At 71.3% G+C, this 11503-nt stretch carries 10 protein-coding genes; 5 read left to right on the top strand and 5 right to left on the bottom strand.

Annotated features, from left to right (window positions below):
* The first annotated feature begins 460 nt into the window (after nucleotides 1-460).
* The 5 genes from AB0C36_RS33085 (at nucleotide 461) to AB0C36_RS33065 (ending at nucleotide 5061) form a co-directional block, all read left to right on the top strand.
* Nucleotides 461-1642 (top strand): acyl-CoA dehydrogenase family protein, encoded by a 1182-nt coding sequence (locus AB0C36_RS33085; RefSeq protein ID WP_358361519.1) that lies wholly within the window; start codon nucleotides 461-463, stop codon nucleotides 1640-1642.
* Nucleotides 1643-1650: 8 nt separating this feature from the next.
* Nucleotides 1651-2814 carry a CaiB/BaiF CoA transferase family protein gene (locus AB0C36_RS33080; RefSeq protein WP_358361516.1) on the top strand — a complete coding sequence of 388 codons (1164 nt, stop codon included), beginning with the start codon at nucleotides 1651-1653 and terminating at the stop codon, nucleotides 2812-2814.
* 73 nt (nucleotides 2815-2887) lie between these two features.
* Nucleotides 2888-3427 carry an FAS1-like dehydratase domain-containing protein gene (locus AB0C36_RS33075; RefSeq protein ID WP_358361513.1) on the top strand — a complete coding sequence of 180 codons (540 nt, stop codon included), beginning with the start codon at nucleotides 2888-2890 and terminating at the stop codon, nucleotides 3425-3427.
* Nucleotides 3424-3909, top strand: a complete 486-nt coding sequence (locus AB0C36_RS33070) for a hotdog family protein (protein ID WP_358361511.1) — start codon at nucleotides 3424-3426, stop codon at nucleotides 3907-3909. Before AB0C36_RS33075 ends, AB0C36_RS33070 begins: the two co-directional genes overlap by 4 nt.
* Nucleotides 3910-3933: 24 nt before the next feature.
* On the top strand, nucleotides 3934-5061 hold the full coding sequence (locus AB0C36_RS33065; protein ID WP_358361507.1) for an acyl-CoA dehydrogenase family protein: 1128 nt from the start codon (nucleotides 3934-3936) through the stop codon (nucleotides 5059-5061).
* 64 nt (nucleotides 5062-5125) lie between these two features.
* Here AB0C36_RS33065 and AB0C36_RS33060 read toward each other — a convergent pair whose 3' ends face one another.
* The 5 genes from AB0C36_RS33060 to AB0C36_RS33040 all read right to left on the bottom strand — a co-directional run bounded on the left by AB0C36_RS33060 (nucleotide 5126) and on the right by AB0C36_RS33040 (nucleotide 11488).
* Complete coding sequence (locus AB0C36_RS33060) at nucleotides 5126-7366, bottom strand: outer membrane protein assembly factor BamB family protein (protein WP_358361505.1); 2241 nt, start codon at nucleotides 7364-7366, stop codon at nucleotides 5126-5128.
* Between the two features lie 249 nt (nucleotides 7367-7615).
* Nucleotides 7616-8164, bottom strand: coding sequence for a hypothetical protein (locus tag AB0C36_RS33055; protein ID WP_358361502.1), 549 nt, complete (start codon nucleotides 8162-8164; stop codon nucleotides 7616-7618).
* A 193-nt stretch (nucleotides 8165-8357) separates the two neighbouring features.
* Nucleotides 8358-9356, bottom strand: a complete 999-nt coding sequence (locus AB0C36_RS33050; protein ID WP_358361500.1) for an acyl-CoA dehydrogenase family protein — start codon at nucleotides 9354-9356, stop codon at nucleotides 8358-8360.
* Nucleotides 9356-10543 (bottom strand): acyl-CoA dehydrogenase, encoded by a 1188-nt coding sequence (locus AB0C36_RS33045; protein WP_358361497.1) that lies wholly within the window; start codon nucleotides 10541-10543, stop codon nucleotides 9356-9358. Before AB0C36_RS33045 ends, AB0C36_RS33050 begins: the two co-directional genes overlap by 1 nt.
* A gap of 39 nt (nucleotides 10544-10582) precedes the next feature.
* Nucleotides 10583-11488 (bottom strand): SDR family oxidoreductase, encoded by a 906-nt coding sequence (locus AB0C36_RS33040; protein ID WP_358361494.1) that lies wholly within the window; start codon nucleotides 11486-11488, stop codon nucleotides 10583-10585.
* Between the last annotated feature and the right edge of the window lie 15 nt (nucleotides 11489-11503).

Genomic DNA, 11503 nt, shown 5'->3' with positions numbered 1-11503 from the left:
CCGGCCAAACCCAGGCCGAGCTGCGGCCCGCGCCTTGCGAGCGCACGCACCACGGCCCGCGGGCTATCCGACGCGAATTTGAAGACACTCCCTAGCGCCGTTGAGCGGCTCAGTGCGAGGCACAAGCGCCGGACGGCGGCGTCCGGGCGGGCCCCGGCCCGGCCGAGACGCCGTCGTCCGGCGTTCGGGCGGCCTCGTTTCGTCGAGGTGCCCCCGGACCCTCCGAGCGTCCGGGGCGCCTCGTCGTCCCCTCGCTCGGAGGCCGCCACACCCAGGGTGATCACCGTTTCACCGCTGGTCAACACCTCGGCCCGGGTGATCTTCCGCCAAGATCGCGGAGTTGCCGCTGTTTTTGATCTTGGGCCGGTGCTACGTTGATCTGACTGTCCGTCAGGTTTCCGTGGTGACCGGCGTCTTGTACCTCCCGTCGGTCTCTGCACGCGCGCCCCCAGGAGGTGCCGTGGACTTTGAACTGACCCCCGACCAGCGCTCTTTCGCCGAAACTGTGGAGCGCTTCCTCAACGAGAACGACGATCCCGAGGTCTTCGACGTCACCCGGGAGAACATGGCCCAGATCGTCGACACTCCCGCGCGCCGCGCGTTCATGCGCAAGATCGCCGACCAGGGCTGGCTGGGTATCACCTGGCCCGAGGAGTGGGGCGGCCAGGACGGCGACGGCATCTACGAGTACATCCTCAACGAAGCGCTGGCCGGCCGCGGCGGGCCGCAGATCGGCAAGGGCGTCGGCATCATCGGCAAGACGCTCCTCGCGGTGGGCAGCGAGAAGCTCAAGGCCGAGTTCCTGCCCAAGATCCTGCGCAACGAGGTCGAGTTCGCGGTCGGCTACAGCGAGCCGGAGGCGGGCTCCGACGCCGCGTCCATGAAGCTGCGCGCGATCCGCGACGACGTCCGCGGCGGATGGGTCCTCAACGGGCAGAAGACCTGGACCACCTCCGCGCACTTCGCGGAGTGGTACTGGGTCGGCGCGCGTACCGCCGAGCCCAAGCACCACGGGATCACGCTGTTCCTGGTCCCGCTCGACCACCCGCAGATCACCGTCCGCGGCATCTGGACGATGGGCGACGAGCGCACCAACGACGTCTTCTTCGACGACGTGTTCGTGCCCGACGACTACGTGGTGGGCGAGGTCAACAAGGGCTTCCAGTACATATCCCAGGCGCTCGACCTCGAACGCTTCACCATGTTCTCGTTCGCGCCGATCTCGCAGCGGCTCGACCTGCTCACCGACTACGTCAGGACCGCGACGGTCGACGACGAGCCGCTGAGCGCGGACCCGGTCGTACGCCAGAAGATGGCCACCCTCGCCACCGAGGCCGAGGTCGCGCGCCTGCTCGGGCTGCGCGTGGTCGCCGCCGCGGAGAAGGGCGGCGCGCCGCCCACCACCGAGGCGTCCGAGTACAAGCTGTACGCCACCGAGCTGTCCAAGCGCCTCGCCAACGCGACGATGGACCTCGGCGGGCCGGGCACGCAGCTCAAGGTCGGCACGGAGGAGGCTCCGATGAAGGGCCGCGCAGAGTCGACGTACCGCTACACCGTGCTCGACACCATCGGCGGCGGCACCTCCGAGGTGCAGAAGAACATCCTCTCCCGGCGCAAGCTCGGTCTCCCCAAGAACTTCTGACGGGCGACATGACCGAGCTCCTGGAAGGCGTCACCGTACTGGATCTCGCGAGCGTGGGCCCCGCGGCCCGCGCCTCGCGCTGGCTCGCCGACTACGGCGCGGACGTGGTCAAGGTCGGCCCCGTCCCCGCCAAGAGCGGCGTGCAGATCGCCCCTCCCTTCTTCTCGTACAGCGCGCACCGGCGCATGAAGCGGGTCCTGCTCGACATCAAGGCGCCGGAAGGCCGCGACGCGTTCCTCGCGCTGGCGGCCAAGGCCGACGTCGTCATCGAGAGCTTCCGCCCCGGCGTCGTGGACCGCCTCGGTATCGGGCACGCGGCGGTGTCCGCACTCAACCCGGGCATCGTCTACTGCTCGACATCCGGGTTCGGGCAGTCCGGACCGAAGTCCCAGCAGGCCGGGCACGACCTGAACTACCTGGGCACCGGCGGCTTCCTGCACCTGACCGGCAAGGACGCGGACGGCAGGCCGCCGATCCCGGGGGCGACCGTCGCGGACAGCGCGGGCGGCGGCATGCACGCCGTCATCGCGATCCTCGCGGCGCTGCTGAACCGCGCCTCGACCGGGCAGGGGCGGCACCTGGACGTGTCCGTCGCGGACGGTGTCCTGGCCCTGATGGCCCTGTCGGTCGACGAGTACCTCGCGACCGGCGAGAACGTCGAGGTCGGCTCCAACCTGCTGCTCGGCCGCTACGCCTGCTACGACACCTACCAGGCCGGCGACGGCAAGTGGCTCTCGGTCGCGGCCATCGAACCGCGCTTCTGGGGCAACCTGTGCCGCCTCCTCGGCCTCGACAAGTGGACGGCGCACCAGAACGACGACGCGGTCCAGGACGAGATCCGCCGCGACATCGCCGAGGTGCTGCGCACCAAGTCGCGCGACGCGTGGGTCGCCGAACTGGCCCCGGCCGACACCTGCGTGTCGGCGGTGCTGTCGGTCCCCGAACTGGTCGAGGACGAGCAGTTCGCGGCACGGGGCGCGTTCGCCACCGCCAAGCACCCCAAGCACGGCACGTTCCGGCAGATCGGGGCGGTGCTGGCGGGCATGGTGCCGTCCGAAGACCCGTACCTGGTCCGCGAGTCGGACGTCACCGACACCGACGAACTGCTCGCCGCGGCGGGCCTGTCCGCCGACAAGATCACCGCACTACGCGACGAAGGAGTGGTGGCGTGAGCGAGCGCAGCGAGCTAACCATCAGGGCGATGCGTGTCGCGAATGCGGCCGCCGAGCGTAGCGAGGTAGCGGCATGAGCGATAACCAGACGCCGTTGGACGACACCCTCCCCGAGGACGTCGCCGCGCTGATCGGTGCCACGCAGTACGAGAAGACCGCGGACTTCCCGGTCGAGCAGGGGTACGTGTGGACCTCCTGCGCCTCGGTGTTCAACGGCAACCCGCTCTACTGGGACCCGAAGGTCGCCGAGGAGGTCACCGGCGGGCCGATCTCGCCGCCGAGCCTGATCTCGGCGTACGCCCGCCCGCACTACTGGGCGCCCGGCGCCGAGGGCGAGCAACTGTCGCTCCAGGTGCACTTCGACCTCAAGAAGCGCTTCGGCCTGCCCGAGGCGATCATGACCGACAACACCAACGTCTTCTACGAACCGCTGCGCCCCGGCGACTTCGTGACGTCGCGTCAGGTCCTGAAGTCGGTCAGCGGCGAGAAGCGCACCAAGCTCGGCATCGGGCGCTTCTGGGTGATCGACGTCGAGTACCACAACCAGAACGGCGACCTGCTGGGCACCGAGTCGTACACCGGCTACGGCTACCGCCGGGAGGCTTCGGCATGACGAACACCACCGCACAGCTGACCCTCGACCGGGTCAAGCCCGGCGACACGCTGCCGGAGCTGTCCCACGAGGTCACCGCGACGACGGTGATCCTCGGCGCGATGGCGTCGCGCGACTGGCGGCCGATGCACCACGACTACAAGTTCGCCGTGGAGCGGCAGGGCGTGCAGGACATCTTCCTGAACACCCCCAACCAGGGCGCGTGGTTCGAGCGCTACCTCACCGACTGGACGGGCCCCAAGGGCCGCATCGGCCGGGTCGTGTTCCGGATGACCTCGCCGGTCTTCCCGGGCGACACGATGGTCTACAACGCGACCGTGAAGGACGTCTCGACCGACGGCACCGGCTGCGGCTGGGTCACACTCGACGTCTCCCTCACCGTCGACGGCAAGCCGAAGACCACCTGCGAGGCGCGCGTGGCACTCCCGGTCTCCGACGACGACAACCCCTGGGACCGGCGCGCCGAGCGCTGGACCCCGTGACCCCGTGACACGGAAGGAGCTCCGATGGACCTGACATTCAGCGATGAGCAGGAAGTCCTCCGCGAGACCGTGCGCGGGCTCGCCGCCCGGCACGCCGACCTCGGCGTGGTGCGCGCGATGGAGGAGGACGAGAAGGGCTACCCGCCCGCCTTCTGGGCCAAGCTCGGCGAGAGCGGTCTGACCGGCCTGACCATCCCCGAGAAGTGGGGCGGGTCGCAGATGTCGATGCTGGACGCGGTCGTCGTCTACGACGAACTCGGCCGCGCGCTCTCCCCCTCCCCGCACTTCGTCAGCTCGGTCGTCGCGGGCGGCGTGCTGACCGCGGCCGGCACCGACGAGCAGCGCCAGGAGTGGCTGCCGAAGATCGCCTCCGGCGACGCGGTCGTCACCACCGCATGGGTCGAACCGGACCGCGGCTACGGCCCCAAGGGCGTCGCCCTGGCCGCCACCCGCGACGGCGACGACTGGCTGCTGACCGGCGTCAAGCGGCACGTCCCGTACGCCAATTCGGCCGACCGCGTACTCGTCCTCGCCCGCACCGGCACGGCCGCGGAAGACATCACCCTCTTCCTCGTCGACCCGTCCGCGGAAGGGGTCACCCGCACCGCGCAGCCCACCGTCGCCTCCGACACGCAGCACCGCCTCGACCTCACCTCGGTCCGGGTCGGCGCGGACGCGGTCGTCGGCAACGTCAACGGCGCGTGGCCGGTGTGGTCCGAGGTGCTCCACGACGGCATCATCCTGCTGGCCGCCCTCGCGGTCGGCGGCGCCCGCCGGGTCCTGGAGATCACCGTCGAATACGCCAAGACCCGCAAGCAGTTCGACAAGCCCCTCGGCGCGTTCCAGGCCATCGCCCACGACCTCTCCGACGCGGTCACCGCCGTCGACGGCGCGGAGACCCTGGTCTGGGAAGCCGCCTGGGCCCGCGACAACGGCCGCGGCGTCGAAAAGCTGGCCCCCATGGCCAAGTTGTTCGCCTGCAAGACGTACCGCGAGGTCAGCGACCTCGCCGTGCACGTCCACGGCGGCATGGGCTTCACCGTCGAGTGCGACGTCCAGCTCTTCTTCCGCCGCGCCAAGTCCCTCCAGCTCAACTGGTGGGACGACCGCTACCTGGAGAACCTGATCGCCGCCCAAATCCTCGACGCATAACCACCCCACCCGAACGGCGCGGCCCCACCCGGGCACCGCGCCGTTCGCGTTTTCGCGCGTGCGGTCAGATGGCTATGGCGTGGAGGGTGTTGTCGTCGACGCCTACGTAGACGCGGTCGCCGGCGACGGTGGGGGTCTGGACGGCGCCGGGGGCGGCGAGCTTCCAGAGCGGCTGCATCGTACGGACGTCCACGGCGTGGAGGTTCTGGTCCGTGCTGCCGACGTACAGGACGCCGGCGGCGACGGTGGGGCGGCCTACGTCGCCGCCCGCGGTGTATCTGCCGGTCTCCTTGCCGGTGTTGGTGTCGACCGCATAGACGTTGGGGCCGCCGCCCATGTAGGCGGTGCCTCCGGTGACGGCCGGTCCCGCCTGGGCGGCGGTGCCGGCGAAGACCCAGCGCTGGCGGCCGTCCGCGGTGTTGACGGCGTACAGCTTGCCGTCGGTGCTGCCGAAGTAGACGACGCCGCCGTCGACGACGGGGAACCCGGAGACGGCTCCGCCGGTCGGGGCGGTCCACTTCTTCGCGGCCGAAACGGCGTCCACGGCGTAGAGGTTGCTGTCGCTGCACCCGACGTAGACGACGTCGCCCGCGATGGTGGCGGAGTGGGTGTCGTTGCCCGTCTGGAAGCGCCAGCGCTCCTTGCCGTCGGCGTTGACCGCGTACAGGAAGCCGTCCGCGCTGCCGACGTAGACGACCCCGCCGCTGAAGACCGGCGAGTGCACGATGCCGCCGGTCGGGAACGACCAGCGTTCGGTGCCGGACACCGCGTCGACCGCGTACAACTTGCCGTCGTCGCTGCCGAGGTAGACGACTCCCCCGACGACGGACGGGGACGAGCCGATCGCCGCGCCGGTACGGAAGTTCCAGCGCTCGGTGCCGTCGGCCGTGTTGACGGCGTACAGCGTCCCGTCGTTGCTCGCGCCGTAGACGGTGTCGCCGGCGACGCGCGGGTAGGACAGGACGGTTCCGGACGTGGCGAACTGCCACACCGGCTCGCCGGACTTGGCGGCGGAGGGGGACGCGTCGTCCTGGGGAGGCGGCGAAGCGCCGGTCTCGCCCTTGGGCTTGTCGTCGTCGCGCAGCGCGGCCCAGGCGCCCGCCCCGGCTATCGCGGCGGTGGCCACGCCCGCCGCGCCGATGATGAAGCGGCGGCGGGACGGGCCGGACCGCCCGGGTGCCTTGTCGTCCGACTCCGGAGCGGCGAGTGTGGCACCGACACCGCCGGTCCCGACCACCGTCTCGGCGGTGGACCCGGTGGACCCGGTGGACCCGGTCCCGTCCCCAGTGGTCGCGTCCCGCGGCGGGGCGAGCCGCCCCGGTACGGCGACGGTCTCCGCGGTCGGCGGCGGGCCGGGGACCGAGCCGGGCGTCGGGGGCGGCGGTACGGCGCGTGTCGGATCCGACGGCGGCACCACCACGGTCGCGGCGCGTACGGCGTCGGACGCGATGTGCGGGACGGTCGCGGGCAGCCAGCCGGGCGTGAACATCTCGGTGGCCTCGCGCCCGTACGCCAGCGCGTCCGTCACCTGGTCCAGGCTCGGGCGCCCGGACGGTTCCTGGACCAGGCACGCGGTCACGACGTCGCGCAACTCGTCCGGGAGACGGGTGAGGTCGGGCTGCCCGGAGACGATGCGGTAGACGATCCCGGCGATCGACCCGCCGCCGAACGGGCCTTCGCCGGTCGCCGCGAAGGCCAGCACCGACCCCAGCGAGAACACGTCGCTCGCCGGACCGATGTCCGTCTCCCCCATGGCCTGTTCCGGCGACATGAAGCCGGGGGTGCCCACCATGGTTCCGGTGACGGTCAGCTCGGAGCCGCCCATCGCGCGCGCGATGCCGAAGTCGATGACGCGCGGCCCGTCGTCGGCGAGGATCACGTTGGCCGGCTTGAGGTCGCGGTGTACGAGCCCGCACGCGTGGATCGCGCCCAGTCCCTCGGCGAGTCCGGCGCCGAGGCTGCGTACCGTGCCGGGCGGCAGCGGGCCGGCGGACACGACGGCGTCGTGCAGCGAGGGGCCGGGAACGTACGCGGTGACCAGCCACGGCGGGTCGCCGTCGGGGTCGGCGTCGACGACGGGCGCGGTGTAGAAGCCGCCGACCGAGCGGGCGGCCTCGACCTCCTGGGCGAAGCGGCGCCGGAAGTCGCGGTCGGCGGCGAGTGCGCTGTGCACGAGCTTGACCGCGACGGGGCGTCCGCCGGGTGAGCGGCCCAGGTACACCTGCCCCATGCCGCCGCCGCCCAGGCGGCCCAACAGCACGTAGGACCCGACGCGTTCGGGATCGGTGGGCGCTAGCGGATCCATGGCGGTGGAGCCCCCGTCTGTGAACGGTCGGCCTTGTGCCGCACCGTGGTTCGGGACGGCCGGATTCTCTCAGGAAACCCCGGAGTTTGGACGGTCATGCTCGGATCCGCAATCGAAGACCGGACAAGATCGGACACATCGGGGGTTCGCGCCGGTACGCCGGTCCGCACGCGGGTTCCATGGGCCGGCCCCGGGCGGGTTCGCCGAAACCGACCCGGGCGCGCGTCCGCGGAGTGCCCGGCGGCCTTGTCATTTCTTGGCCGCAAGGCCCGCGAGGACCTGGTCGGCGTAGGAGCGTATGACGTCGGCGGTGTCCGAACGCGTGGCCAGGTCGCCGTCGACCGTGAAGGAGAGCACGTCCTTGCCCTTGCGGACCAACAGGCGAAACCTTTCGTCCGAGACGCACTCGGACGAGTCCTTGCCCAGGCGCGGAGAAGCGGTCGGCGCGCACCGGTAGGTCCAGGACTCGCTGTCCTTCTTGCTCTGGTAGCTGCGTTGGGCCCACTTGCCGCCCTTGGTCTTACTGGTGTCCCCGTGCCGCTCCAACTCGATGGCCAGGCCCCCGGCGTCGGACTCCGCAACACAGTCCGCGGGCGACGTCAGCTTGTTGTACTGGGAGCGATGAAGCGGGGTGTCGTCCCCGGTGAACTGGACCAAGGGGGGACTGGTCGCCAGCGCGCACAGGTCCTGCGGCGGCTTCTTCGCCTTGGCGGCCGTCGAACAGCCTGTGGTCGCGAGCACCGCTCCCACACCCACGAGAGCGGCTATGCCCGCTCTCACCGACCTCCCACGCGCCACGATTCCTCCATTGTCGACGATCTCCGCGGTGATCTTGGCGGCCGACCTGACCAACCGTCAAGAACGCGTCACCGGCGCCGCGTCGCGCGGCCGGAAAACGCCCCTCGCGACACGGCCGGGGGCGACCCCCCGTCAGGGGTCGACGGACGATCGTCCGTCGACCCCTGCCCGCACGATCGCGAGGCGCGGCCGACTACAGCGTGAGCGCCAGCGCCTCTTCGTTGTCCTCGGCGGAGCCGAACTGGGTGGCGTGGACCCAGGCCCGCTTGAGGTACAGGTGGACGTCGACCTCCCAGGTGAAGCCCATGCCGCCGTGCACCTGGGTGGCGTCCTTGCCGTTGCGGGTGGCCGCGTCGTCCGCCATCAGCTTGGCGGTGGGCACCGCCACGGCGGCGTCGCCCACGACCGGGTCGTCCAGCGTGACAGCCGCCGCGTACACCGCCGCACGGGCGATCTCGGTACGCACCAGCATGTCCGCGCACAGGTGCTTGACCGCCTGGAAGCTGCCGATGATGCGGCCGAACTGCTCACGCTCCTTGGCGTACTGCGTCGACAGCTCGGTCAACTTGCCCGCGATGCCCAGCTGCACGGCGGCGGTGAGCACCGCGCCCTCCCGGCGGAACCGCGCCGCCGTCTCGGCGTCGGCGATCAACTCGCCCTCGGGCAGCGCCTCGACGTGGTGCAGCGGGGTGAACGGGTCCATCGGCGTGCGGACCGGGGTTCCGGCCACCGACGAGGGCGAGACGCGGCGGATGCCGTCGTCGTCGAGGACGAGCAGGACGTCGAGGGCGTCCAGGTGCTCGACCAGGATCGGCGACGCGTCGCCCGCCACGAGCCCCACGACCAGTTCGCCGGACGCGGCACCCGCGGCCAGGCCCGCGGCCGCCTCGCCGCCCAGGGAGGCGGCCAGGTGGGTCGCGACGAGCGGCCCGGGGAGGAGCGCGCGGCCGGCCTCCTCGTACACGAGCGCGGCCTCGGCCGTGCCGAGGCCCACGCCGCCCTCGTCCTCCGCGACGCGCAGCGAGAAGAAGCCCGTCTCGGCGAGCTCCGCCCACAGCTTCTTGTCGACCATGCCGGCGACGCGGTTCTTGTCCACCAGGTCGCGCATGCGGTCGCGGTCGAACCGGCCTTCGCAGAACTCGCGTACGCCGGTGGCCAGGTCGCGCTGGTCCTCGCTCAGCTGAAAGTCCATCAGCGCTCCTTCGGCAGGCCGAGGATGCGCTCCCCGACGATGTTGCGCTGGATCTGCGAGGTGCCGGCCGCGATCGTGTACGACAGCGACGACAACCGCTCGTCCATCAGGTCGCCGCTCGGCAGCCCCGCCACGTCCTCGACGACCAGCGCGGCGCGGTCGAGGAGGCGGTGGGCCAGCTCGTACACCTTCTGCTTGGTCTCGGAGAAGCGCAGCTTGAACACCGAGCCGCCGATGCCGGGTACGCCGGAGCGGGCGGCCTCCGAGACGTTCCACTTGGTGAGCGCCCACAGCGCCTCGAACTCGGCGGTGAGGTGCCCCAGTTCACGGCGCAGCGCGATGTCGTCCCAGGCGGTGGCGTCGCGGCGGGTGACCTTCTTGGCCAGCTCGGCCAGTTCGTGCAGCAGGCGCTGGCACGCGACGACCTCGCTCACGAACGCCGTGCCGCGCTCGAACGACAGGGTCACCATGGTGACGCGCCAGCCGTCGTTCTCCTCGCCCACGCGGTTGGCGACCGGCACGCGCACGTCGTCGAAGAACACCTCGGCGAACTCCGAGGTCCCCATCACCGTCTCCAGCGGACGGATCGTGATGCCGGGGGTGTCCATCGGGACGATCAGCCAGGTGATGCCCTTGTGCTTGGGCGCGTTCGGGTCGGTGCGCACGAGCATTTCGCAGTAGTCCGCGACCTCGGCGTGCGAGGTCCAGATCTTCGACCCGTTGATGACGTAGTCGTCGCCGTCGCGCACCGCGCGCGTGCGCAGCGACGCGAGGTCGGAGCCCGCGCCCGGTTCGGAGAAGCCCTGGCACCACACGTCGTCGCCGGACAGGATGCCCGGCAGGTACTTGCGGCGCTGCTCCTCGCTGCCGGCCGCATTGATCGTCGGGCCGGCGTGCAGCAGGCCGACGAAGTTGGCGCCGACGTACGGCGCCCCGGCACGCTCGGTCTCCTCCAGGAAGATCAGGTGCTCGGTCGGGGTCGCGCCCTTGCCGCCGGCCTCGACGGGCCAGTGGATGCCGGCGTACCCGGCGTCGAAGAGCATGCGCTGCCACGTCGTGTCGTACGCGCGGCGCCCCGGCCAGTCGTTGCGGTCCGGCTTGGCCGGCAGTTTGGGCAGCGCCTCGTCGAGCCACGCGCGCAGCTCGGCGCGGAAGCTCTCCTCCGCTTCGGTGTACCTCAGGTCCATGGTCCTGGCCCCTTCTCGACAGCTCGACTGCGGCGGCGCTCAGGCGCCGTAGACCGGCGTGGGGGTCGGGGCCTCGTCGATCAGCTTCGCGACGACGGGGCCGAGCTCCCCCGGGTTCCAGCGGCGTCCGGCCTTGGCCTCGGGGCCGTGCTGCCAGCCGACCGCGACCGAGACCTTGTCGCCCTCGACCTCGAAGACCCGGCCGTTGACGTCCTTGGACTCGGCGGAGCCGAGCCAGACGACCAGCGGCGAGACGTTCGCGGGGTCGTAGAAGTCGAACGAGCCGTCGGTCGGGGCGGCGACCATGTCGGGCATGGCCTCCTCCGTCATGCGGGTGCGGGCGGCGGGGGCGATCGCGTTGACCGTGACGCCGTAGCGGCCGAACTCGACGGCGGCGATCTGCGTCAGGGTGAGGATGCCGCCCTTGGCGGCGGCGTAGTTGCCCTGGCCGACGGAGCCCATGAGGCCCGCGCCCGAGCTGGTGTTGATGATGCGGCCGTCGACCGGGTTGCCGGCCTTGGCCTCCGCGCGCCAGTACGCGGCGGCGTGCCGCATGGTCGCGAAGTGGCCCTTGAGGTGGACCCGGACGACCGCGTCCCACTCGTCCTCGCCGAGCGAGACGAGCATGCGGTCGCGCAGGAAGCCCGCGTTGTTGACCAGCACGTCGAGGCGGCCGAAGGTGTCGATCGCGGTCTGTACCAGGCGCGCGGCGCCCTCCCAGTCGGCGACGTCGTCGGCGTTGATCACGGCCTTGCCGCCCATCGCCTCGATCTCGTCGACGACCTGCTGGGCCGGGCCGGGCGAGCGGCCGTCGCCCTGCCGCGACGCGCCGATGTCGTTGACGACGACGTGCGCGCCCTCGCGGGCGAACGCCAGTGCGTGCTCGCGTCCGATGCCGCCCCCCGCACCGGTGACGATGACAACGCGTCCCTCGCAGATACCCACGCCTCTACCCCTTTT

The sequence above is a fragment of the Streptodolium elevatio genome, assembly GCF_040649515.1.
In the GTDB taxonomy this organism is placed as follows: domain Bacteria; phylum Actinomycetota; class Actinomycetes; order Streptomycetales; family Streptomycetaceae; genus Yinghuangia; species Yinghuangia elevatio.
This window is presented reverse-complemented; position numbering and strand designations above follow the sequence as displayed.

Excerpts from the sequence above, each read along its gene's own strand:
- AB0C36_RS33080 (WP_358361516.1), top strand. The coding sequence starts at position 1,651 with ATGACCGAGCTCCTGGAAGGCGTCACCGTACTGGATCTCGCGAGCGTG.
- AB0C36_RS33070 (WP_358361511.1), top strand. The coding sequence starts at position 3,424 with ATGACGAACACCACCGCACAGCTGACCCTCGACCGGGTCAAGCCCGGC.
- AB0C36_RS33060 (WP_358361505.1), bottom strand. The coding sequence starts at position 7,366 with ATGGATCCGCTAGCGCCCACCGATCCCGAACGCGTCGGGTCCTACGTG.
- AB0C36_RS33065 (WP_358361507.1), top strand. The coding sequence starts at position 3,934 with ATGGACCTGACATTCAGCGATGAGCAGGAAGTCCTCCGCGAGACCGTG.
- AB0C36_RS33075 (WP_358361513.1), top strand. The coding sequence starts at position 2,888 with ATGAGCGATAACCAGACGCCGTTGGACGACACCCTCCCCGAGGACGTC.
- AB0C36_RS33045 (WP_358361497.1), bottom strand. The coding sequence starts at position 10,543 with ATGGACCTGAGGTACACCGAAGCGGAGGAGAGCTTCCGCGCCGAGCTG.
- AB0C36_RS33050 (WP_358361500.1), bottom strand. The coding sequence starts at position 9,356 with ATGGACTTTCAGCTGAGCGAGGACCAGCGCGACCTGGCCACCGGCGTA.